The 22,369-nt window shown below is 42.7% G+C and carries 26 protein-coding genes and 1 pseudogene; 12 read left to right on the plus strand and 15 right to left on the minus strand.

Features of this window, described 5'->3' with window-relative positions:
* Window positions 1-9 precede the first annotated feature (9 nt).
* The 7 genes from ACKTT2_RS26480 to ACKTT2_RS26510 all read right to left on the minus strand — a co-directional run bounded on the left by ACKTT2_RS26480 (window position 10) and on the right by ACKTT2_RS26510 (window position 8,004).
* Entirely contained in the window at window positions 10-894 is an 885-nt protein-coding gene (locus ACKTT2_RS26480; RefSeq protein ID WP_407892178.1) for a hypothetical protein, read from the minus strand.
* Between the two features lie 7 nt (window positions 895-901).
* Window positions 902-2,236 carry an AAA family ATPase gene (locus tag ACKTT2_RS26485; RefSeq protein ID WP_407892180.1) on the minus strand — a complete coding sequence of 445 codons (1,335 nt, stop codon included), beginning with the start codon at window positions 2,234-2,236 and terminating at the stop codon, window positions 902-904.
* Between the two features lie 205 nt (window positions 2,237-2,441).
* Window positions 2,442-2,843 carry a hypothetical protein gene (locus ACKTT2_RS26490; RefSeq protein WP_407892182.1) on the minus strand — a complete coding sequence of 134 codons (402 nt, stop codon included), beginning with the start codon at window positions 2,841-2,843 and terminating at the stop codon, window positions 2,442-2,444.
* Between the two features lie 379 nt (window positions 2,844-3,222).
* Complete coding sequence (locus ACKTT2_RS26495) at window positions 3,223-4,662, minus strand: RtcB family protein (RefSeq protein WP_407892184.1); 1,440 nt, start codon at window positions 4,660-4,662, stop codon at window positions 3,223-3,225.
* A gap of 632 nt (window positions 4,663-5,294) precedes the next feature.
* Complete coding sequence (locus tag ACKTT2_RS26500; protein ID WP_407892186.1) at window positions 5,295-5,525, minus strand: hypothetical protein; 231 nt, start codon at window positions 5,523-5,525, stop codon at window positions 5,295-5,297.
* A 49-nt stretch (window positions 5,526-5,574) separates the two neighbouring features.
* Window positions 5,575-7,704: a putative bifunctional diguanylate cyclase/phosphodiesterase gene (locus tag ACKTT2_RS26505; protein ID WP_407892188.1), complete on the minus strand. Its 2,130-nt coding sequence runs from the start codon at window positions 7,702-7,704 to the stop codon at window positions 5,575-5,577.
* A 15-nt stretch (window positions 7,705-7,719) separates the two neighbouring features.
* The gene (locus ACKTT2_RS26510) at window positions 7,720-8,004 is read right to left on the minus strand and encodes a hypothetical protein (RefSeq protein ID WP_407892190.1); all 285 of its coding nucleotides are present in this window, start codon (window positions 8,002-8,004) and stop codon (window positions 7,720-7,722) included.
* Between the two features lie 126 nt (window positions 8,005-8,130).
* Here ACKTT2_RS26510 and ACKTT2_RS26515 point away from each other — a divergent pair.
* Together ACKTT2_RS26515 and ACKTT2_RS26520 are read left to right on the plus strand one after the other, a co-directional pair.
* Window positions 8,131-8,289 (plus strand): annotated as a pseudogene (locus ACKTT2_RS26515) (carboxymuconolactone decarboxylase family protein); the annotation flags it as partial.
* Between the two features lie 102 nt (window positions 8,290-8,391).
* Window positions 8,392-9,141, plus strand: coding sequence for an SDR family oxidoreductase (locus tag ACKTT2_RS26520; RefSeq protein WP_407892192.1), 750 nt, complete (start codon window positions 8,392-8,394; stop codon window positions 9,139-9,141).
* On the opposite strand, the gene ACKTT2_RS26525 is transcribed toward ACKTT2_RS26520, so the two are convergent.
* Complete coding sequence (locus tag ACKTT2_RS26525; RefSeq protein WP_407892263.1) at window positions 9,138-9,581, minus strand: helix-turn-helix domain-containing protein; 444 nt, start codon at window positions 9,579-9,581, stop codon at window positions 9,138-9,140. The genes ACKTT2_RS26520 and ACKTT2_RS26525 overlap by 4 nt on opposite strands.
* Before the next feature lie 77 nt (window positions 9,582-9,658).
* On the opposite strand from ACKTT2_RS26525, the gene ACKTT2_RS26530 reads away from it, so the two are divergent.
* The 3 genes from ACKTT2_RS26530 (at window position 9,659) to ACKTT2_RS26540 (ending at window position 11,291) form a co-directional block, all read left to right on the plus strand.
* Window positions 9,659-9,898 carry an aldo/keto reductase gene (locus ACKTT2_RS26530; RefSeq protein WP_407892265.1) on the plus strand — a complete coding sequence of 80 codons (240 nt, stop codon included), beginning with the start codon at window positions 9,659-9,661 and terminating at the stop codon, window positions 9,896-9,898.
* Window positions 9,899-10,042: 144 nt separating this feature from the next.
* Entirely contained in the window at window positions 10,043-10,243 is a 201-nt protein-coding gene (locus tag ACKTT2_RS26535; RefSeq protein ID WP_407892194.1) for a hypothetical protein, read from the plus strand.
* Between the two features lie 82 nt (window positions 10,244-10,325).
* Window positions 10,326-11,291 carry a quinone oxidoreductase family protein gene (locus tag ACKTT2_RS26540; RefSeq protein WP_407892196.1) on the plus strand — a complete coding sequence of 322 codons (966 nt, stop codon included), beginning with the start codon at window positions 10,326-10,328 and terminating at the stop codon, window positions 11,289-11,291.
* A 143-nt stretch (window positions 11,292-11,434) separates the two neighbouring features.
* Here ACKTT2_RS26540 and ACKTT2_RS26545 read toward each other — a convergent pair whose 3' ends face one another.
* Both ACKTT2_RS26545 and ACKTT2_RS26550 read right to left on the minus strand, forming a co-directional pair.
* A complete protein-coding gene (locus ACKTT2_RS26545; RefSeq protein ID WP_407892198.1) occupies window positions 11,435-12,679 on the minus strand; it encodes an HlyD family secretion protein in 1,245 nt (414 codons plus the stop codon).
* The gene (locus tag ACKTT2_RS26550) at window positions 12,663-13,754 is read right to left on the minus strand and encodes an ATP-binding protein (protein ID WP_407892200.1); all 1,092 of its coding nucleotides are present in this window, start codon (window positions 13,752-13,754) and stop codon (window positions 12,663-12,665) included. Before ACKTT2_RS26550 ends, ACKTT2_RS26545 begins: the two co-directional genes overlap by 17 nt.
* A gap of 106 nt (window positions 13,755-13,860) precedes the next feature.
* On the opposite strand from ACKTT2_RS26550, the gene ACKTT2_RS26555 reads away from it, so the two are divergent.
* Window positions 13,861-14,724, plus strand: coding sequence for an HNH endonuclease signature motif containing protein (locus ACKTT2_RS26555; RefSeq protein WP_407892203.1), 864 nt, complete (start codon window positions 13,861-13,863; stop codon window positions 14,722-14,724).
* 220 nt (window positions 14,725-14,944) lie between these two features.
* Here the strand turns inward: ACKTT2_RS26555 and ACKTT2_RS26560 are convergent, their stop codons facing one another.
* The 3 genes from ACKTT2_RS26560 to ACKTT2_RS26570 are packed head-to-tail and all read right to left on the minus strand — an operon-like array spanning window position 14,945 to window position 17,831.
* A complete protein-coding gene (locus tag ACKTT2_RS26560; RefSeq protein ID WP_407892205.1) occupies window positions 14,945-15,994 on the minus strand; it encodes a metal-dependent hydrolase in 1,050 nt (349 codons plus the stop codon).
* Complete coding sequence (locus ACKTT2_RS26565) at window positions 15,991-17,022, minus strand: ATP-binding protein (RefSeq protein ID WP_407892207.1); 1,032 nt, start codon at window positions 17,020-17,022, stop codon at window positions 15,991-15,993. Before ACKTT2_RS26565 ends, ACKTT2_RS26560 begins: the two co-directional genes overlap by 4 nt.
* A 17-nt stretch (window positions 17,023-17,039) precedes the next feature.
* Window positions 17,040-17,831, minus strand: a complete 792-nt coding sequence (locus ACKTT2_RS26570) for a hypothetical protein (protein ID WP_407892209.1) — start codon at window positions 17,829-17,831, stop codon at window positions 17,040-17,042.
* A gap of 353 nt (window positions 17,832-18,184) precedes the next feature.
* Between ACKTT2_RS26570 and ACKTT2_RS26575 the strand changes: the two genes are divergently transcribed.
* Window positions 18,185-18,376 (plus strand): hypothetical protein, encoded by a 192-nt coding sequence (locus ACKTT2_RS26575; protein WP_407892211.1) that lies wholly within the window; start codon window positions 18,185-18,187, stop codon window positions 18,374-18,376.
* Between the two features lie 16 nt (window positions 18,377-18,392).
* On the opposite strand, the gene psb34 is transcribed toward ACKTT2_RS26575, so the two are convergent.
* Window positions 18,393-18,563, minus strand: a complete 171-nt coding sequence (psb34, locus tag ACKTT2_RS26580) for a photosystem II assembly protein Psb34 (RefSeq protein ID WP_407892213.1) — start codon at window positions 18,561-18,563, stop codon at window positions 18,393-18,395.
* A 117-nt stretch (window positions 18,564-18,680) separates the two neighbouring features.
* On the opposite strand from psb34, the gene ACKTT2_RS26585 reads away from it, so the two are divergent.
* Window positions 18,681-19,046, plus strand: a complete 366-nt coding sequence (locus tag ACKTT2_RS26585; RefSeq protein ID WP_407892215.1) for a hypothetical protein — start codon at window positions 18,681-18,683, stop codon at window positions 19,044-19,046.
* 269 nt (window positions 19,047-19,315) lie between these two features.
* Window positions 19,316-20,293 carry an MBL fold metallo-hydrolase gene (locus ACKTT2_RS26590; protein ID WP_407892217.1) on the plus strand — a complete coding sequence of 326 codons (978 nt, stop codon included), beginning with the start codon at window positions 19,316-19,318 and terminating at the stop codon, window positions 20,291-20,293.
* 32 nt (window positions 20,294-20,325) lie between these two features.
* Here the strand turns inward: ACKTT2_RS26590 and ACKTT2_RS26595 are convergent, their stop codons facing one another.
* Window positions 20,326-20,541: a hypothetical protein gene (locus tag ACKTT2_RS26595; protein ID WP_407892219.1), complete on the minus strand. Its 216-nt coding sequence runs from the start codon at window positions 20,539-20,541 to the stop codon at window positions 20,326-20,328.
* 65 nt (window positions 20,542-20,606) lie between these two features.
* Here ACKTT2_RS26595 and ACKTT2_RS26600 point away from each other — a divergent pair, with 65 nt between their 5' ends.
* From ACKTT2_RS26600 to ACKTT2_RS26610, 3 genes are all read left to right on the plus strand, one after another.
* Window positions 20,607-20,831 (plus strand): hypothetical protein, encoded by a 225-nt coding sequence (locus tag ACKTT2_RS26600; protein WP_407892221.1) that lies wholly within the window; start codon window positions 20,607-20,609, stop codon window positions 20,829-20,831.
* Between the two features lie 18 nt (window positions 20,832-20,849).
* Window positions 20,850-21,578: a DJ-1/PfpI family protein gene (locus tag ACKTT2_RS26605; protein WP_407892223.1), complete on the plus strand. Its 729-nt coding sequence runs from the start codon at window positions 20,850-20,852 to the stop codon at window positions 21,576-21,578.
* A 282-nt stretch (window positions 21,579-21,860) separates the two neighbouring features.
* Window positions 21,861-22,259, plus strand: a complete 399-nt coding sequence (locus ACKTT2_RS26610; RefSeq protein WP_407892225.1) for a nuclear transport factor 2 family protein — start codon at window positions 21,861-21,863, stop codon at window positions 22,257-22,259.
* Window positions 22,260-22,369 lie beyond the last annotated feature (110 nt).

Genomic DNA, 22,369 nt, shown 5'->3' on the forward strand with positions numbered 1-22,369 from the left:
CGCATTTTATTAGACACTCATACGAGATACTAGCTTTTGAAATAGACTTTCTTGAGCTAGTTGTTCTATATCAATACATCCTAATAAAGCTCCTGCCAAAATCTCTGAATTATATGAATGTCTTATTTCTTTTCTTAAATAGGGTCTAATGTACCATAATAAAACTTCATTGAAGTCATGACCATGCATTTTATATCTTAAATCTACGAGTTTTTTAGCTGCTAGTTCATTAAATTTATTAATAAATAAATCCTTTTGTGTATTTCTTCTATTTTTATTTAGATATTTTCCAATAAACTTTTCTATATCAAATAATATTTTATTTGCATTTATACTACAGCAATCCTCAAACTTATCTAACCACTCCATTTGTAACTTAAAAGCTTCATTAGTAGCTCTTAAAAGATATAATTTTTCTAATATTTTAGAGACTTGATAAAGTACATTTCTAGTTTTTATTTGATTTAAACGCAATGATAAACGCAAAAACTTATCTATAGTAATTTCATTATAAAGATACATTTCTAAACAAGAATAATCTGTAAATAATAGTAAATCACAAATATATTCTATATCAAATAGCCAATCAAAATCCTTATCTGCAACACAAGTAAGATGTGGTGGAATCTCTGAGAGCATCTTTTGTAAAAATAAAGCAAGGTAGATAACACGTCCTCGCTTACTATCATTTAATCCAAACTCAAAAAGTTTTTGAGCAGGAATATCGACAGTATCAATTTCATAAACAGCAAAACCTTCTTGTCCTTTTTGTTTTAAAAACCATTCTAACAATAGCTTATCTGTCTTACCTTCAACATATATATCTCGTAGTTCTGGCTCAAGTTCATATCTAGCAACTAGCTCATTAAGCGATCGTCTTATCTCATTCTCCATCTTTATCTTACTTACCAATATTAGCCAATTTAATAACGTTATTTTTATATTGCGAGAGTAACTCAATCGAGTGAGTAGCGACTATGAACTGAATTTGGCTATCTTTGGTCAGTTCTAGTAAAGCACGAATCAGTTGACGCTGCCATTTTACATTGAGTGATATTTCCGGCTCATCAATAATAAATATGGTAGCTTTATCGCGTGCAGTTAATGTATTACAAAATAAAAGCAGTAATTGTTTCTCTCCTGAAGAAAGCATTTCAGAAAATAACTCTTGTCCTGTATCTGTTACAATTCGTATCCCATCTTTAATATGCAATCTTATATATTTATCATGGAAAAATTTATTTATTGTGTTCTCAAATAAGCTCAATAAATCTTTCGTATGTTGGAGAGCATTAAACCTAGCTGCTATACTATCAAGATAAGGTTTTAATATACTACTTATAATAGAATCATTGACTTGAGGATTTAATTGTAATATTTGAACAATTTTTTGAGTCATTAATGGTGACATTAAACCAAAATGAGAAAATTCCTTACTACGAATTTCATATGATTTAAGTTCATTAATCAAAATGTCCATAGACTGTGATGATTGAGAAAAATCATCTATTTTGCCAGAACTCCGAATAATTTGTGTAATAATATCTTCATAAATACTATGAATATTTTCTGCCCCTTGGTTCGCTCCCTTGAGTGCTTGTTCGCGTATCCATTCCTCAGTTCTAGTAATAGAGAGTTTGAGAGCAGCCTCTCTAGTTATGCTAGTCTTGTCATCGCAAAAAGGATCGATAACAAGAAAGCTTTTAATAGACTTTCGCTGATACTCTATAGTTTTTTCTTCAAAAAAATCGCTTTTTAACAGCCTATCATCATCTAAAAGAAACAAATTTAATTGAAGTTTTGTTAAATGTTTATAAAATTCATAATCTTGTCTATCTGTAGCTCTGTTATCTGCTTCAACTTGAATGGTCTCCTTAAAAAGATAACTTCCTTGTAAAAGCTGAAGTTGAAATGTACCAAGTAAATTACCATCTGTACGGGTAGCAATAATACTTGTTCCATTAGCAAGCAATACTGAAAACCTAGAAAAAGGAGTTTGTGCTAAAAACAGGTAGTGACCGCATTCTTGTTTTGGTGAAAGAAGATGAAATAAGAGCTTAAGAACAGTTGTTTTCCCAGAACCATTATCTCCATAAAGGATCGTAAGAGATGAATCTATCTGAGGAACGTTATCTTTCCTTGTCAGAATATACGTGTATCTACCAAATAGTCGTTCTATCTCAATACGAATGACAGAAAGAGGAGGGCTAGCTGTATTTATGTCGGTGATATGCATAAATTCGTCTCTTGCCTGAATTGTGAAGGATAGGTAGAGTAGATACAAGAGCGTAGATACAACCTATTTCCCAAAAGTGTGGTAACTCTATAACTAGCTTAGATAAAGCAAGCAGAAATATCTATAAAAATAGAGTAGCATATTCATAGTTGCTACCAAGATTGCTTAGAAGTTGCCAAGAAAATGAAATTTTAGAAACAAAATTTTATGATAAAGGTACATAATGTCCGCGCCAGCGAAGAATAGCAGCGGCTTGAGCTTTGCGAAGCATAAAGCAGTCAGCCTCCATTCGCAGTGCTGTTAATTCTGCTCGTTCGGCATCAGAAAGTATACTATCTTGATTGCGCTCCAGCAAATCATTATACCGTTCCATTTCTGCTAAACTTTTTTGGCTATGAGCAATTTTCCACAATGCCTCATCTTCCATTTTGTCTAATGCTGCTAAGTCAACCTGAAATTCATCAGGTACGTTATCCCAATCTGGTGGACTTCCCACTCTTAGTGCATGAAGTATAATATCCTCTAAGGGACGCTTGGTAGCACTAGCAGTATTTACAAGTCTTTGATACAGTGATATCGGAATTTGTAAAGTAACAGTTTCTGTCATATTACTCAATTGCTCTTCAACTTTATTCTAAAGGTTTTCAAGCTAAGCACTCCCAAGCAATAAGTAGGTGCAGGTAAATAAACTACATTTCTTGTGGGATGGACATCTTGCCAGTCCAAAAGAGTGGGCGGGCGAGGACGCCCACCCCACAAGAGTCCTGTACTTTATTAAGGGACTTCCACATAAAAAAATAACTAACTTTCTCTTGTGGTACGGGCTTCTAGCCAGTCACTAACAAAGAACGGGCTAGAAGCCCGTACCACAAGATGGATAATTTATTTCTTGGACATCCCTAAATTCAAATTCCTAAGTATTATTCGAGATGCAAAATTTTACGTCTTTAAAATTTGACGTATTTGTGAAAACTTTACAAAAGCCCTCACCCTTTAAACGTCAACACCGGACTCAATCTTGCCACAATTCCCACCATATTTGCCTGTACCTGTACATCAATGACAGGTTGTATGGGTTTGTACGCAGCTGGTGCTTCCTCAATGCGGCGTTCTTCCCGCAAAGTGATACAGTCTACACCTGTTAGTCCCAAGGCTTCTTCACTCTGGGATGCTCCTTTACGGGTAAGCTCAAAGCGTGAAAAAACCCTTCCCGCACCGTGGGAAGCAGAAGAGCAAAAAGTTGGATTGCCTTTCCCCACAACTAAATATGATGGCGTACCCATAGATCCCGGTATAATTACGGGTTGTCCTTCGTAGGCGGGACAAGCACCTTTGCGAGTCACCCATCCCTTACCTTCTTGTAAAGTGATGTTGTGCGGTAAGTCGTATACCAATGGTGCTTCTACATCTCCATACACTTCGCGCAAACGCAAACGCAACAATTCTGCTAACAAAAGTCTGTTAACAAAACCATAATTAGCTGCTGTAGCTTCTGCTTGCAAGTACTGAGTTACTAATTGGGGATGGAAATGTACGGATAGAGGAAAAATGTGAGAGTCTGGATACTTTACACCTTTTTCCCAAGCTGCTTTTGCTTTGTCACGCCACATTCCACCAATGTATTTACCTACATTCCGAGAACCAGAGTGAATCATGAAGGCAATTTGTCCTTCTTTAATTCCCCACGCATGGGCTAATGCTCTATTTTCTACTCGTTCTACTCTTTGAATTTCAACAAAGTGGTTTCCAGATCCAATCGTTGCAAGCCCACCATCGCGTACTAGCCCATCTTTAGGGAGTAATTCTTCGGGTGCTAGTTTCCAATCTCCCTCCATTGAACCATTTAAGAAGATGCGATCGCTCTCTGTGAGCAATTCATGAAGATCGGACTTGACAAAACTCCCTGTAGGCTCATCTAACATGGCATCTACCCAACCAGGAACCCCATGTTGAAACAACGCTTGCATGGTACGAGCTTTCATAGTCACATCACGAGTTCCGAAAAAGTAGTCCCCTTTCATGAGTTCTACAAACTGGTTGCGCTTTGCCAGAAATTGGTCAATTGTTAAATTGGCAACGTGCAAGCGCATTCCACAGTTTATATCTGAACCGACAGCACTGGGAATGACTTGACCGATTGTTTCGATGACTGAACCAATGGCAATCCCCGCATCACCGGGGTGGAAGTCGGGTGTTGCACAAGCACGGCAAACGCATCCACCCACAGGATGGCGCACGTTGGCTAAGTTTGCTAGTTGTTTGAGCGCCTTTGCTTCTACAGGAAAACCCTCTGGAAGTAAAACTTCTGCTACAGGTGCATCTGAGGTATTGGATAAACGAACAGAGTAAGTATTGTTGCTGTAGCTAACATTAAGTCCTTGCTTAGCTAGAGCGCGTAAAAGTCGTTTTAAATTTTTCGGCTGCATGAAAACTCCACGTTCAGCACCAAGAAGAGAGTATTATGTTAAATTTCAGAAATCATGAAAATAAGACTCAGAAATTATCTCTCATCTCAGAACTTTATTTTTTTTGAAGAGGTTAGGAGACTTTGGTTCAGCAGCCGCGTCTCGACTAAATAGCGGAAGTCGTTTTCCCAGATAGTATGGGAAGACGACAGGAGAATTCCTACTTATGTCTATGCTACATTAATAACACAAAAATTTTTGAGTGGCAAGCTTTTTTATTTGTAATCCTTATTTTGGCACGAAAGCACGAAGTAAAAAATATATTTTGAGTATTTTCAACTATTGCCAAATAAAGTCGAGGGTAATTCAAAAAAAGAAGTGGCAGAGCCACTTCTAAGTAATTCCCAGGTAGAACCTAACATTTAGTATAACTTTTATAAATATTCCAAATCGTATAATTACACACTTATTAATTTTCCAATTTATTTTGGTCTCTGATGAGAATTATGAACTTTTACGCCAAATGGCAACTATCAGAGAACCTGTAAGATTGTGACAGACGCTGAACATAGCTCCTGGGATCGCTGCTTCTAGTTCAAAATGTGCGATATGGCTTTAGCCATTAAGCCAGAGGCTTATCGCTAAAGCCACGGCTAAACCAGAATTTTGCATTCCCACATAATCGAAATTGTACGGTAAACAGCTATTAATTTACCTGTAATAGCTATACCAATATAACTTAAAATTAACCTCAAAACATTGTATAGAATTACCGCTATAATTACTATAAGCCCGATGAACAGCTTATCGCGATTTAAGCCCACAATCGTACCAATAATCCAAGCGATCGCGGACATGGAAACTAAAGGTAGTCTTCCTTCCATTACTAAATGATTAGGAGTCCAAAAGCGTCGAATTCCTATAATTAATTCATCAACATAAAACGCGCAACTCTTGCCCAATTAAAGCTTCTGCTGCTGATGCTTCAACTGGCTTGGAGAAGAAGTATCCCTGCCCATATTTACATTGCAGTCCCCTAAGTTTTTCCAATTGCTCTATTGTTTCTATACCTTCTGCTATTACGTCTAAATTCAAATTGTGAGCAAGTGTAATAATTGTCCACACAATCTCTGAGTATTCGCTACTGTTGATGAAAGAGCGGTCAATTTTTAAAACATTTACTGGAAAGCGATGCAAATAACTTAAGGATGAATAACCAGTACCAAAGTCGTCCATATGTAATTCAACACCTAGTTCTCTCAATTGTGAAAGCATTGCTGTTACTCCAACAGTGTTTTCCATAATGACATTTTCGGTAATCTCCAACTTCAAGCTTTGTACATCTAAGCCGGTTTCTTGTAAAATTTTGTAAATCTCTTGGTCAAGATTGATTTGTGAAAATTGTTTGTTAGAAAGATTGACGCTAATTGTCAAACTTTTGTCCTGAAATTGTTGCTGCCATAAGTATGTTTGGCGACAAGCTTCTCGAAGTACCAAGTAGCCAATAGGTACGAGCAGTCCAGTTTCTTCCGCCACTGAAATAAACTCCGTTGGTAACACTAAACCCCATTCTGGATGTTGCCACCGTAAGAGAGCCTCAAATCCGGTAATTTTGTTAGTTGATAACGAAACAATCGGCTGGTAGTATACGCAAAATTCTTGCCGTTCAACGGCACGCCGTAAGTCAGTTTCTAACCGTAACAGCTTTTTCGTTTCGGTGTACATACCTGTGTCAAATATTTGATAACGCGCCTTACCTGAAGCTTTGGCACGATACATAGCAAGATCGGCGTCTCGTAAAAGATTCTCTGGGAGCTCGTAGCCGGCTGTACTGAGAGCAATACCAATGCTTAAAGTAGTAAACACCTCGTGACCATGAATACGGAAAGGTACTGTCAATTCTTGTTGGAGTCGTTCGGCAAGGTGAATGGCATCGTTAACAGACTCCATATTCTCTATCAGTATGGCAAACTCATCTCCTCCGAGACGTGCTAATGTATCCTTAGAGCGCAGGTTAGTTTGAAGTCGGTCAGCTAATGCTTTGAGCAATCGATCGCCAATTGTATGTCCGAGACTGTCATTAATAATTTTGAAGCGATCTAAATCCAGAAAAAGAACAGCAAATAAATCCTTACGCCCTTTAGTACGCTCAAGTGTCTGTTCTAGCCGTTCCATGAATAAGGTTCTGTTTGGCAACCCGGTCAATGGATCGTGAAAAGCTATATTGAGTAATTGTGCCTCAACCCTTTGGCGATCGCTAATCTCCTGTTGGAGGAGCTTATTAGATTCTGATAATTCGGTAGTGCGTTCCTCAACCCGTCTTTCTAATTCATTGTAAGCTTGTCGTAGTGCTTCCTGATTTCGTTGGCGCTCGACGATTAGGGCTTGTCGTTCTATCCAAATTTGGCGTTCGCGCCTGACTTTCTCCATATGGTTGCTAAAGAAGTCAGCTAAACTAGGTTCTTCCTCAAGTAAATTACCTAAAAACTCAATAGCTCGCTTATCTGCTTTATAAGCAACTTCAGGGTGAGCTTCCATCCATGTATGGCACATTCTAACGTAAGCTACAAATGTAATTAAATGTTGGTAATTCACCAATCCAAGCAGACGACGCACTTCAGTCCGGCAGTACTCAGTCTGCTCTCCTTCCGAAAAGACAAATATCGAACAGTAGAGTAGACTTTCTTCAAGGACTGGATCTAAATCGGATAAAGAAATTGTATGACCAGCTGTACGTGCGAGTATATGGAGGTATGAGTCAATATCCTTTTCTGTTGGGGGAGGTGATTCAAGTAGTTCTAACACCTTCCGTGCTTTCATCCCAAGAGCGTATAAAGAACAACTATGACAAATCATGCAGTAGGGAACAGCACAGTAACGCGAGAGGTATGCAGAAAGCTTTTCTTTAAATGAAGGTGACAAGGGATTATTAACATAAGCAGAAAGTGTTTGTTGCCATAAATTTTCCAACACCTGTACGTTTCCTTCTGCTGGCTCAAAGAAAGGTGGGAAAAAACCAAATGTTTCCTCAATTTCTGCCCTAATTTTCTCACTGGTTTGCATAGCCTCTCACTGGATTTACGCCTGACGCACACACTGGTAATTATAATAACTAACAGTAAGACTAGCAAATAACTGGATACGAGATTGAAGTGTAGTGTAATGTATGCTTTCGCGATAAGCCTCTGGCTTAACGGAGTACAACCGTATCGCATTAATCGGTTTGTGGCGCTTTCGGGAAGATTGCAACGCTGATAGTTCGTTTGGCAATTGGAACTGAAAGCACAATTGAAGTTGTAACCGTTGCGTAAGGGATGAAGCGATCGCAAAAGTAGCAAAGGCAGCATGGGACGAATGGAGCAAATAGATATGAATTGTTTTGGAGAATTAGGCAATCATTGGATAGATTTGGGTATTTGAAAAGCTAACTCGAATTCGTAGGATGAAGACACACAAGGAACGATGCCGTAATTCAAACTTCATGCTCAGTATGCTCTGAACTATGGGGTGACACCAGAAGAGTTGATGGAAGTCGTCTATATTACCACAGTTACATCCGGCTTCCCTCGTGCGTTAATTGCAGCAGGAACGCTCAAAGAGCTATTTCAGGAAAACAAGGTCAATTTTCCAGTGACATCACAGAAATGAATGTACCTAGATGGAGCAAATATCGTGATTTAGTTCAACGACTCAAGTGCGAATTGGAAGACAAAATTTAACAAACGTAAAACAACTTGGAGATAAGGATTTATGGCTAGTGAGAAAAATATTATCAACGAACAGAAGGTCGTCTTAATTACAGGAGCGAGCAGTGGCATTGGTGAAGCTACTGCTAGATTACTCGCTCACAAGGGTTTACGGGTTGTATTGGGGGCACGGCGCACCGACAGACTCGAAGCGATCGCATCCGACATCCGCGAGAAAGGGGGAACAGCCGAATATCGTGGTCTCGACGTGACTAGCCTTGAAGAGATGCAAGCCTTTGTAGAGTTGGCAAAAGATAGGTTTGGTCGCCTTGATGTCGTTGTGAACAATGCAGGCTTAATGCCGCTCTCTAAGCTAGAGGTGTTGAAGATCGATGAATGGAACCGCATGATTGATGTGAACATTCGCGGCGTACTTCACGGCATTGCTGCCGCCTTGCCCATCTTCAAGCAGCAACAATCTGGACAGTTTGTGAATCTATCGTCAATCGGCGGACACAACGTGTACCCAACGGCAGCAGTATATTGCGCTACTAAGTTTGCAGTCTGGGCGATTTCGGAGGGACTGCGGCAGGAATCAACAGATATTCGGGTCACAGTCATTTCGCCCGGAACTACTGAAAGCGAACTTGCCAGCACCATCACCGATGCTCACGCGGCGCAGTGGGTGGAGGAATTTCGCAAATCAATTATCTCAGCAGATGCGATCGCGCGTGCTATTGCCTTTGCCATCGAGCAGCCAGAAGATGTGGATGTCAATGAGATTGTCGTTCGACCCATCGGACAAAGCGGCTAAGTACTAGCCGACACCGAAGCACTTCGCAACCGTTCAATATCTCGAATTGGTGGCGCACCAAACATACGCGAGTATTCGCGGCTGAACTGCGAGGGACTTTCATACCCGACCCGATAGGCAGCATACGTCGCATCAGCGTTTTCGGTAAGCATCAAACGACGCGCTTCCAAAAGTCTTAACTGCTTCTGATACTGAAGCGGACTCATGGAGGTCACTTGCTTGAAATGCTGGTGAAACGACGAAGTAGACATACTAACCCGCCCTGCTAAATCCTCGATCCGTATCGGTTTGGTAAAATCAGACTTAATCAGTTTGATGGCTGAAGCAATTCGCTGCATCGCGCTACCCGATGTGGCAATTTGGCGAACCGCTTCACCTTGTTCGCCAACGAGCAGATGATAATAGAGTTCCCGAATGATTATCGGTGCTAGTATAGGGATATGTTGCGGCGTATCTAAGAGTTTGGTAAGGCGAGAATTTCTATCGTAACTTAGAACTGGTCGAAAAAATCAAGGACATCGCCGCCCAAAAGCAATGTACGCCTGCTCAACTTGCACTCGCTTGGTTGCTAGCAAAGGGCGAGGACATCATCCCCATTCCAGGAATGAAGCGTCAAGCACGGCTGCGTGAAAATGTAGGTGCAATAGACATTGTATTGACTGCTGACGAACTGCAACAAATCGAAGCAGTTCTACCGATCGGCTCTGCTGCCGGAACTCGCTACCCTGCACAATTCATGCATTCGATTAATCGTTAGAAAAGATCTTTGCGACACAATCTAAACTTAAACCAAAACTAAATTGGAGGAAACATGATAAAGCACGTAAGCAATGAGAACAATCATTCTTAGCAATCTAAAGCGTTCACCTTTCAGTCTCGTAACGTTCGCCTATTGTGGGTATTGTTCGTTGGCTGGACGATCGTAGGTGTGTTTGACTGTTGGATTGCCACCGCTTATTCCTATGTGGCAGATACAACTGAATCAAGCATCCGTACTCGCTATTTTGCTTTTCTCACTGCTGCAATTGGTTCAGGATTTATTATCAGTCCAGCCACCAGTGGGTTGTTCTCAGGAATTAGTCCTGCTACACCGCTCTATTAAGATCTATTAAGACGTTCACTGTCGTCAGACGGAACAATTTTTGCCCTTCAGGGGGCCAAAGCAATTACAGGAGAACCTTCTGATGCAAAACACTTCCCAACAAGTGAAAGCAATGGCTGTTGACGAGTTCGGTGGCCCTGACAAGCTGACTTTGCACACCTTACCCGTGCCTAGGGTGGACGCGGGCGAAGTTTTGATTCGCATCGAGATCGCAGGAGTTGGCATCTGGGACACGTTGGAGCGTGAAGGTGAGCTGGTGTACAACGAAGTTCACTTTCCGCGCGTGCTGGGAGGCGAATGTGCGGGCATCATTGTCGCCATCGGTGACGGCATTGAGCGTTTTGCCGTCGGCGACCGCGTTTACGCACAGAGCTTCATGAACGATAAGGGCGGTAGCTATGCCCAATACGTCGTTGTCTCCGAAAAAACGGTCGCGCCGATGCCCGATGGTCTCGATATGTTGATGGCGGGCGGGCTACCCATTGCCGGTGCGACGGCGCTAAGCAATTTGCAGGCGCTGGGGACAGGCAACGAAACCAAATTGATGCTGTGGGGCGCGAGCGGCGGCGTCGGTCACGTCGCGCTTCAACTGGCCAAGCGCATGGGGGCGTGCGTGTTTGCCATCGCATCGGGTGCCGACGGTGTAGAGTTGGCCAAGCGGTTGGGTGCCGATGAAGCGGTGGACGGACGCGGCGACGACGTTGCGCAACGCGCCCGCGCCTTTGCGCCCGACGGCTTCGATACCGCGCTGGTGCTGGTGGGCGGCGACGACGTTCAATCCACGCTGAGTTTGGTGCGTCAGGGCGGAATCATCGCCTTTCCTAACGGCGTGATGCCCGAACCCAAAGCGCCCGACGCTGTGGAACTCAAGAAGGCAAATGGCTTCGCCGACCCAATGTTGTTCGACCAACTCAACCGATTGGTGAGTATCGGTGAGTTTCAAGTTCACATCGCCCAGACGTTTCTGCTTGAAGAGGCCGCGCAAGCGCAGGAAGCGATGAAAAAGCATTATCTAGGCAAAATCGTGTTGCGCGTGAGCGGCGAATAAGAGCGGCATTGTCAAGTTAGTCGAGTAGAACTTTAATATTGCACCCAACTGGAGATGAAGTGCTCAGAGCGATCGAAGCTATCTGTCGCCAGAGCAAACCGGGCGCATGAACCACTGGTGTACATAGCTAGTTGACTTCTCCCTCAGTTGTCGGTTGAGTCGTTGATGGTGGAGGCGGAACGTTTGAGGAATTGTTTTGAGTTGGTGCTTGTGCTGGAGGAACTGGAATTGGCACTTGAGCTTGTACTTTCATCTGTAGGCTTATCAATATTGTTAGCGCTAATAGTAACTGTCGTGCTGTATTTGCCATTATTCCCCGTCCAAGACTTAATCCTTCTAATAAAACCATCCCGTGGAGACCGAACTACGGGTATCTGGGCGAGTTTGTCGTCAATTGCAGTGAGTGAAATGCCCAGTTGTGCGAGTTGGTAATCGCGATCGCTAACCGATTGCGAGTAGATTTGTAACTGGCGGTTGTGCTCTTGTTGCAGTTGTTGTTGTTTTTGATTGCGTTCTGCTGCATCTACGGTGGCAGAATACTCTACCATCTGACGGCGCGATTGTGAGGCGAGTAACCGAGAGCGGGCTAATTCCAATTCCGATTGGGCAATGCGAACGGCAAGTTGTAACTGTTGTAATTGTTGTTGCTGGTCAATTGCCGAAGCGTTAAGTTTGGCTTGTGCTTGTTCGAGGGAGGAGCGAGCTTGGTCCTGCTCTCCTTCTAAGGCTTTAAGTTTTGCTTGCTCGTGCTGGATAATTTCAGTCTGTAATTTTAAATCGCTCATCGACTGCAAGAGCTGTCGTTGCTCGTCTACTTTTTGAGTCGCCACCTGAAAGACGGCATCAGATTTTTCTACTTCCGCTCGTCGTTCTGAATTATCGCTTTTGAGTAAAGGGGTTCGTGCGGATACTAAGCTGAGGGCTTGAGTTAACTTCATCTGAGCTTGGGCGATCGCGGCTTCTTCTTCGGCGTAGCTTGCTGGTGGTACGGGATTAATTTGTGATGGTGGATTTGGGGCAATGGGTTCGGGGATTTTTTTGGATTGTAAGTTTTGGATTTGCAAGGCTATGGATTGACGCTGCTTAGTCAAGCGCTTACGCTCGATACTGTTGTCTGTCAAAATTTGACCAATGCCTATCTTGTCACCCTCTTTTACCTTGAGAAAACTGGGGTCATCGACTGTCAGCGCCAGTCTGAGATTTCGGTTCTCTTTTGTAACAGGTTCTGTATTCTCTTGAGAGGGGGACACTAAATATTGAGCCGTAGTGTCCCAAGTTTTCGTTGAATTTGTTGCCCTTGCAGCACTATTAGATAATGTTTGTGATGTTCCAAGTGCAATTAACCCAGTGACAAAGACTACAAAAAGAATGTTATTTAACTCGTTCATAGTATGGCTTCACCCTGCATCGATGTCCTTCCGTTCCCATGCGTACTAAGGCTTCTAATGGTTGTAGCCCAGATACTAAGCTTTCTGCAAATCGAAAACGCTTTGCAACTCTCGAAACTTCTGTCTGGTCTACTGCTAAAACAACTTTTGTGCTGGAGTTTGCGATCGCTTCTTCGCTAATTTCCGAGTCTCGTTGAGACGCTAGAACCATTGATAAACCGAACTTACGTCCATCCCCCAGAACCAATTTTACAGACCTTGACAGTTTAACTTCTTTTGCTTCATCAATAAAAATGTAAGTACGCGGTGTTTTATCAGATACTTCACCCATGATGCGGTGAGAATCCAAAATTTGCTTAACCAGTGCTTCAGCAGCAATAGCTGATAGCCCTGGTACCTTGCCTAACGCTGATAAGTTAAATCGGATGATTGAGTCTTTTAAAGATGGCTGAGGACGGTCAAAGATACCGTATTGAAAAGTGGCAGCCAGCTTCAAGCCTAGTTTTTGTGATTCCTTACACCCTGACTTAATTCTGCTTTCAATCTCATTACGCACGAGAGCAAAGGTAGGTGGTTCAAAAGCCCAAGTATTAAAGTCATCTTGGACAATGCCAGCTTGTTTGTAGCAACTGTTAAGGATATCTATGACAGCTCCTTCTTGGTTCGCGCCCAATAGTAAAGCTTTTTTTAAAATGGCAGCGACTGCGATCGCCTGTAAATTGGGTCCCCCGCCTTTAGTATCCAAGTCCAGCACCAAAGGATTAATCCCGTGGGGACTTTCCATATCTAGGGGGTAACAGAGTTCTGAAGGTAGCGTCAAGTCGCCATGAAAATCTATGACAACTAAGCGAATATCTGGAAACAGCTTTGGTAATTCATATGAAATAGATTTTAACGTTTGAGTTTTCCCACTACCACTAGCGCCAATAATCACTATATGTCCATTAGCTAAACTTGTAGGATTCCAATACACGTTTTCTCCTAAAAGTATTCCAGATGAATTAACTTTTTTAGCAGAACTATTTTTCGGTTTAGGAGATAGAATTGCTGCAGGTAATGGCTTACTTTTAAACATAATTTATTGTTGATTAGTGAACAGTAATTTGTTAAAATAAAATTGCCTCGGCAGTGCTGGTAACACTCCGAGGCTGGTAACCTAGCATATTGACTAAGTAGATCACATGGATATTGTAGATGAAATTTTCCCAAAAGGATGGTATTTGGGTAAACTGTGTGTAAGAGGACATAATTATAAAGACACTAGCTTTTCTCTGAGAAATAAGGGGGATATTTGTGTAGAGTGCAACTATATCTACCAGAAACGTTATAGGGAAAGCGACAAGGGAAGGGAGTTCAGAAGACGCTACGAAAAACTTATTGTTCAGAAGGCAAGAGCGGAAAAACTCCAACAGATAAGAGAAGAGGAAGAAAGAAAAAAAGCTGTAGCAGACGTAGTTCCACTCGGATATTTTTTGGGAAAAATCTGTATACACCAACACGATTACAAAAGTACGGGTTTTTCCCTTAGAAATAAATACGGTCATTGCATAGAGTGTCTCAGGATAACTAAACAGCGCTACAAAAAATCTGAAAAGGGAAAAGTAGCTCGAAAGCGTTACGATAAATCTCCAGTTGGTAAGGCAAAGTACGCTCGTTACAATCAGGGTAAAGGCAAAGAAGCTAAGAGGGCTTACGTAAGCAAAAACGTGGAGTGGAATCGAGAGCGATCGCGTCGTGGTACTGCTGTTCGTCGCGCTAAAAAAGTGGGTAATCCTTGCATTCCTTACAAGACTGAAGATGTGGCTTTGCTTAAGTTTAAATTTGAGCTTTGCTGTGCGTACTGTGGTAAGGCTACTCAGTGTCAATTGGATCATTTTGTGCCTGTTTGCAAGGGAGGAGCAGATTCTATTGATAACCTGATTCCTGCCTGCCCCTCTTGTAATCTCAGTAAAAACTCTCAAGATGCCTCGGCATGGTATCGTCAGCAGTCTTTCTTTACAGAAAGGCGATGGGAAAAAATCAAGGATCATGTGACAGGGCGTTAATAGTAATCTAGGTGGTTCACAGGCGATTGCTTTACTGAAAGCAATCGCCTTAAGAGTCTGGGTTTTGCCACTCCCCGATGCTCCAATCAAAACTACATGAGCGTTGGGTAGAGAAGCTGGATTCCAGACAACATTATCCCCCAGAACTATTCCTGTTTTGATGTTGGATGATGCGGGTGTCTTTTTCCCTCCCGGTTGGAGAACTTGTGGTGGTAAAGGTTTAGCCATTTTTGGTAATGCTCTTGATTGATAATTGACCCGTTGCAAATTGATTTTTTGCTACTTGAATCACAAACCCAAGGGGGGCGGATTCTAGTTTGATGGATGAACCGCTCAGCCGGATAAAAGGGAACTGGTGGGGATCGGGGGTGAGTTTTATGTCTTCGGGGTCATCAATCGCAATTTCGCCAGTGACAAAAGTCAAGACCCCAGGACGGTAAAAGCGGTTTAAGGATGAGCCTAAGTTTTCGTCGTCTAAGGTGATAGATTCGACATTGGTGATTGCCACTTGACCCACATCCGCTGTAATCTGCTCGATGATAATTTGACAGTCTGGTTCTTTGCCCGCTTTGTAAAGCTTACCGTCAGAAGATAGTACCAAAAACCCCTGACCGTAGGACCCGACGATGAGATATTCCCCCAGAACTTTGGCGCGATCGCTACTTAAAACTCCTTGAATACGGACGGTAATGAGATGTGTAGCTCCCGATTGGTTGTAAATTTGTTCGACTCCGGAAGGTGATGCGATCAAGCGATTAAATTGGTTGAGTAGTCCGCCATTGGAGTTAATGTTGAAACTTATAAAAGCGATCAGAACCAGCATAACCAAGACACCATACTCAGCATTGCTAGAACTTGCAAGTCGCAGGTTTCTGTTACCCGGACACACGCAACGCACGCTCGATGGCCAAAACATTTCTATACCATTACGGGTAAATGCATCAGCAAACCAGCCAAAGAAGTAGCCGATGTTAATTGCATGAGCCAGTATCAGCCAGAAAGCACTATTTGGTAAAAAAAAGGTGAGACCGTAAGTGAGTGTTGCTACAACAGTGCTAGCGGCTAAGCTGTGAGTGCAACTTCGATGTGGAAATCGTCGTTCGAGATACTGACTCACGGGGAATAGCACCCGACCTGCAGGAGATGTGGAAATATCGACATCAGGAAGCAAACCTGCTGTAGCACCCACCATAAGAATACTGGGATTGGCAGTTCCGAGTATCAGACTAGTCGCAGTACCGCTGATTAGTAAATGTGTCAGTCCCATCATGATTGAATTCTCCTGCTCTCACGGGGGAGGTTGTACAGCATTCGAGATAGTCCCAAGAACACAGCAGCTGCAATTCCACCAAAGATATAGAGTGCTTGGTTATTAGTGCCAAGTCCAATGAAGCGCATCACAACAAAGATGATTCCGGCTAGTAGAATCAGTGGGGTAATGTCAAAGTAGCGTCGGTGGTCAGCACCTTCGATTTCTAAACCAAGATATTCTTCATCGATCGCACGCACGGCTAGCATGGGGTTTCCTCCAGCGCGTTCTTGCAACTTAGCTAAATCGTTGTGCTTGAGATGGATTCCCCTAGATAAGGCTGCCTGCTCCATGATTTCACGAATGGCATATTCTGGCAGTGGCAACAGTTCGATCCTGGGCAGGCTAATAAATATGTCACTTCGCGGCGGGTCGGTTGCTAGTAGCAGCATGGGAATCCCTTGGCGGCGCAATTGCTTGAGCCACATTCTAAATTTCAAATCGCAAGCCTGAGCGCCATCGATGACTAGAAATGCACTATTGGTGTCAAAGTAAGATGAGATCGCACGTTTTAATTGGTCGGCTGTTAAAGCTTTGCCTTCCAAACTTTGCGTATCGACTTCCAATTGCTGTGCAATTTCTAAAAGCATTTGTTTGGGCGTTGCTGGTTCGCAATAGGTGACGCTAAATTCCTCCTGTTTTAGTCGTTCGACCACAGCTGAAGCGAGAGTTGATTTTCCACTGCCTTCTTCACCAACTACAAGAATGGATGCATTTGCCTTTAAGGAAGCAACAATCCTTTGTAGTTCTTGAGTTCGGTAAAGACGCTCGTTTACCGAAGTTGTAAAAGATGGTTCGGTAATTTGTGTCTCTACATTTTCCTCAAACTGGGGTGACGATTGCTCTGGTTTTGGTGAAGAGTCTTTAGACTCCTTGAGGGAACTACTACTTCTTCCTGAAAATATAAAAGTACTACCAAGAGTAAAGACTCCAGCACCAAGAGCGACAGAAGACCACGGTAAAAACAGAGTAGCAGTTGCAGACAACATTCCAATGAAGAACCAAATTAAACGTTGTTTGAAGCGCCATTTGGAGAGGTCGATGGATTGCTGTTGGAATTGGGCAAACTTATCAAACCACTCAGCGCTCGGGATAAAAAATCATTCACATCATGTGCTGCGTTTCGAGCCTTTCTAGCGCGATCGCATTCAGCACGATGTTGCGCGAGCTGCTGTTTTTGTTCGGGGGTGAAGTTTTCAGTGGCTTCAAAAATAATCACCAATGATTCTTCAGCAACTATTTTGGCAAACGCACGTTCTTGGGCGCGTTTGTTAACTTCTTGGAGATCTTGAGCTTGTGTTTGCAATCCTTTTTGGACTTGGAGTTGCTCGACGGCACTTTGTTGGCTGGCTTCTGGAGAAATCTCAATCTGCTCTGACTCCAGAATAGTTAGCTGTTGTCCTGAGACTGAAGAAATGGCTTGCTCGGTGGATTGAGCTAGTGTGTTTGTTTGTGGTGGGTCTCCTTCTGTTACTGTCGCCTCTGGAATTTGGGGTTCTTCGGACTCAATTGCAGCTACATCTTCTGATGAAAGAATATCAATCATCTTCATATGTAGCCGGACAAAATCTTTAGTGTCGCCTCTTTTTTCCTTAAGAAAGTTCTCTAGTTCTTCCAGGAATTCCAGTTCTTCTAAAGTGATATATTTCTTTCCGTCCTCTGCAGTGAACGGTCTAATAGACAATTTTTTCAGCTTGTCATAGACGGACGACCGTGCGAGTTCAAACCTGGACACGAGTTCGGATACTAAAATTTTTTGATTATTTGGCTCTCTATCATTTTTTACGATTTTTAACATAGTGTGTTCCTCCTAGTGAACTGCACAGTTATTTGTCCGGCTGGACAATGCCAAATTCCGGCTGGACAATAACTAGATTCTCCTACTTGGGATGTCCAATTCAAGAGTGAAATTACCGATTGTGATGATAAAATTTGAATGGATTTTTCATCCGGACAAACTATGCCTTACAGATAGAAATACTAATAAAAAACAATCTTCTTATTCTTCTCTTTAAATAGATAAAACGTCCATTGTCTACAAATCCGTGTTTATACGATGTGAAATATATTGTGAAGTTTCATCAAGCCAAATTTTCTGTTAGCGATTTTTAATCATTTAAACCTATTAAGAATTGTTTCGTGGTTTGAGAATTGAAGGCAGAGGGCAGAAGTACGATACGGCTGTCTTCCGAAGCAAGGGAGCGATCGCATGACGGCGCTTTTCGTTACTATCGCAAGAGACGCGATCGCTCTTGGGTAGTTATTTCTGGATTCAATGGAAAAACCCCAGCTATCAAAAGCCAGGGAGAAAATGAAAACCCCACGCTGTCGATTAAAGTTTGAAGCGAATTCACTCTTCTTAACTAGCACTAAAAGCAACCAGAACTAAAGTAGCGACTAGTAATGTCGCAAACACGCCTTGGATAACATATTGACGCTGTTCCCAAATTGCAGGATATTCAGCAAACTGAATTTTTGTCTCGGTTGGATAGTTGTTGAGGACGCCGTCTTCGTTAACAGTGGTGTACATAGCTTGTTTCCTTATTTATTAATTTATGTAAATAAATATAACGTTATTGTTACAAAATCCCAAGAGTGCTTGACGTAGAAAAATAAATAGTATCCATAAGAGGAGCTAATCTGTGGGTTGAAAGAAATACGATGCTGTCAGGTGGTGGAGTGTGAAGGCCCTGCACCCAACTGGCTACAGCCTGCGCTTCGCTTTGTTCGTTCCTCGCTTCGCGTCGCAAACCGCTTTAGGTCGTGTGGCTCCAGATGGCTTCGATGCAGTCATCGACACGGTGGGTCACGGCTACGTCAATTTGGCGGTCGCTTTGCACTGATTGGTGAAACTTCCGACGGTACGCACGAGTTTTACCAACAGCGAGCTGAGATTACTAAGCACAAGCAAATCTGCAAAGGATTTGAGTGGTGTGGTTTGATACTAGACTCCGAACGCAACCAACAGACTATCTTATCTGGTTTGAGCATTTGTAATTGCAGGTTGCAATAGCTAACACCATAAGAATCTGATAAATCGTTGTAAGAATCTGAAAGAAGTTGAGGTTGGAACTCATTACACTTCAGATAGATAGGATATGGTAGGAAACTTCAGTAATACAGCAGTTTTCAATTGAATAAAGTACAGATACATCCGCTACAGGCTGCGGTTCCATAACTTTATTTATGTATGACACCCAATTGAAAACCGCCATAAATCACTGTAGCTTCCTAATCCCTTTCATTCAACTTTTGATTAAAAGATTCTAGGATACATCCATTATGTTTTTTAGAACAACTTTAGCTGTTATAACCACAGTAGTGATTATTACAACTTCGTGTATTTCTACGTGGATGGCTGCAGATAAAACTGTAAAAGCTCAAGTACCAGGTGTCTACTCTTTTAGGTTAGGCGAAATTACGATTACGGCACTTAGTGATGGTACAGTACCGCAAGATCTGAATAAAGTTCTAACTAATACTAATCTAAAATCGACAGAGATTGAGTCTCTCCTTCAGAGGGACTTTCTTACAAACCCTGTTGAAGCTTCAATCAATGCATTTCTGATTGATACCGGAGATAAACAGGTGTTGGTCGATACTGGGGTAGGACAGCTATTCGGACCAAAGCTAGGTGGCAAGCTGCAAGCGTCCTTGAAAGCATCGGGTTATACACCAGGTGAAATCGACACGATTCTCCTTACCCATATCCATGCCGATCATAGCGGCGGTCTAATCGAAAATGGGCAATTGATGTTTCCTACTGCCACAGTTTACGTTGGCAAACCGGATGTCGATTTCTGGCTCGATCCCGCGAATGCGGCGAATGCAGAGCGGTTGCGTATCGATCGCAAAAATTTTGATGACGCGGTTAAAACGGTCAAACCCTATATTGATGCAGGCAAACTTAAAACGTTTTCTGGCCAAACAACTATCTTACCAGGAATTACTGCACTTCCCACGCCGGGACACACACCAGGACACAGCTTTTATTTAGTTGAAAGCGGGGGCGAGAGCATTGAATTTTGTGGCGATATTATTCACTTTGCCTCGATTCAATTTCCGAATCCTAAAATCCCAGTTATCTACGATGTCAATCCCAATGCCGCCGTAGAGCAACGGGAGAAACAGTTTGCTCGTGTAGAAAAATCGCGACACCTAATTGCTACTGCACATTTACCCTTTCCAGGAGTGGGTCACATCCGTGCAGACAAGCCCGGTTATACCTGGGTGCCTATAGATTATCGCTGGCGCGATTAAAGAAATTAAAGGTTTGAACTTATTAAAGACTTCTAAATAAAAAATAACCAACTTTCTCTTGTGGTACGGGCTTCTAGCCCGTCACTAATAAAGAACGGGCGAGGACGCTCCGCAGTCGCCTCAACTCTTGGAACCCTCGCACGGTGAGCCAGCGCTGCAGGAGCGTTTCCCGAACTCACAGCGACTGGCGAACCCCGTTCGCGTAGCGTCTCCGATAGGAGATAGGGGCGCTGCTCTGGGTCCCACAAGATGAAGAATTTATTTCTTGGACATCCCTTAGCTCAAGTTAGATAAAACAAGGAGTAAAGCCTCTATGACTACAACAGGATCTTTTGCGGATTTGGTTATACAGTTTGGTGATGTTAGAGGAATCACAAGTCTTCCTGATGACCGAGGAGGAGTAGAGATTACCATCGCAAATCAAGGTGAAGAGCGTGTCGAGGGTCGTTTCGGTGTCAATCTCTATGGATATGTAGTTCAAAATGCTTTGTTGCCAACAGACAGCTTGAACGTGTTAAATGCAGCTAGTATTATGTAACGAATCTTTTTTGAACAAATGAGTCACATCTCAGAAGAAATTCACCTCCATATTGGTGCTATTATCTTTCCAAGTCTAGATCAGACTGACTTTACTGCTCCATTTGAAGTTCTTTCACGGCTACCTAATTCTACTTTCCATATTCTTTGGAAAGAGAAGATGCCCGTGAAGGATGTCAAAGGATTAATTTTGACACCAGAGAAAACGCTCTTTGAGTCACCGCCGCTCGACCTTCTTCTTGTACCTGGTGGCTACGGACAAGAGGCATTGATGGAAGATGAGACTATCCTTTCCTTCATTCAAGAGCAAGCAGTGAATGCAAAATACGTGTTTTCAGTCTGCACTGGAGCATTGATCTGCGGAGCGGCTGGTCTACTCAAAGGTATTCGGACCACAACGCATTGGTCAGCCTTTCATCTTCTGGAGTATTTTGGTGCGATTCCCGTTGATGAACGGGTGGTTATTGATGGCAAGTTTGTCAGTGCTGCAGGTGTCACTGCTGGAATTGACGGAGCTTTGCGCGTTGCTGCACTCCTACGCGGCGACAGAGTGGCTCAGGAGATTCAACTGCAAATTCAATATGCGCCTGAACCACCGTTTAACAGTGGTACGCCAGCAAGTGCGCCACCTGAGATTTTAGAAGCTGCCCGTGCGGCAAGTCGAGAGATTACAGAAGCTCGGTTGACGACTGCCAAACGCATTGCCACAAGGTTAGGAGTTAGTAGTAGTTCATCGCATAAGTTCTAATGGGTGAAACAATTTTTCATCTCTCGTTTCTCGTTCCCAGGTTCTACCTGGGAATGCATTACTAGAGGCTCTGCCTCGCCATGCACAAAGGAAGCGGAACCTCCCGTATAGCATTTCCCGGCGTATTCTGAGGACGAGGTGGTAAAAAGAAGTCGGGGATCTAGACCAACTACACCTGCCAAAATTTCTATGGTGGACTACTAGGGAGAGTAGATTATAGCGAACAGTTTATTTAGAGATTTCTTACAGCAAATCTTTTCCAAATAGAATCAGGAGAATTTAATGCAGCCATTGCTAGATAGAGAGCCACAGGCGATCGTTCGGGTATTTACCACTTTTTTATCACTTATGGGTAAAGATATTCAAGCCTGCGTAAATCTATTAGCTGATAATGCAGTTGTTGAATTTCCATACGCTTCTGATACACCAAAACGATTAGAAGGCAAAAACACTATTTATCACTACATGAAAAACGTGCTAGCTCAGATGCAAGACTGGATGTTTATCAATATTCGTGTCTATCCAACGATCGACCCTAATGTTCTATGGGTTGAGCTTCATGGAGAAGCTGTCATGGTTTCTACAGGTCGCCAATATCAACAAGATTATGTGATACGCTTGGAAACGAAAGAAGATAAAATTGTCTATTCTAGAATATTAGAATCTTTGTGCGAGCGGTGAGAGGCACGAGAACCGCTCCACCTTGCGATACGGCAGTATAGCCGTAATCGCTCGCTTATCGCCCTTAATCCGAAAAATGAGTGCTGTTTTCTAATTACAGAGTTGGCTCA

This window comes from Scytonema hankhaensis NUACC26, assembly GCF_045865695.1.
Classification (GTDB): domain Bacteria; phylum Cyanobacteriota; class Cyanobacteriia; order Cyanobacteriales; family Nostocaceae; genus Scytonema.